1 protein-coding gene is annotated in these 250 nt (G+C 40.8%); it reads right to left on the bottom strand.

What is annotated here, in order from left to right:
• Nucleotides 1-250: IS3 family transposase (locus AC0DBE_RS21805; RefSeq protein WP_472963805.1), on the bottom strand; the 250-nt coding region annotated here is incomplete at both ends.

Below are 250 nucleotides of genomic sequence, written 5' to 3'. Positions count from 1 at the left end.
GCACTGCCATTGATTTTTCTGCATAATACGTTGAACCGTTTTATGGTTAATACGCATTCTCTTTTTTAGTATGGCTGTGATTTTTCGATATCCATATCGATACCTGTGCTCTCGGCACAACGTGCCGATTTGTTTTTCCAAATGGCGCTTGGGATAATCTTTCGTCAGATTCTTCTTCCAACGATAATAGGACGCTCGAGAGATACCTAAATGAATACAGATATCCTGCACGGTCATTGTGCTGTGCAAT

Source organism: Bacillus sp. VA15, assembly GCF_055721145.1.
Note: the sequence above shows the minus strand (reverse complement) of the source record. Positions and strands in the feature narration are given on the sequence as shown.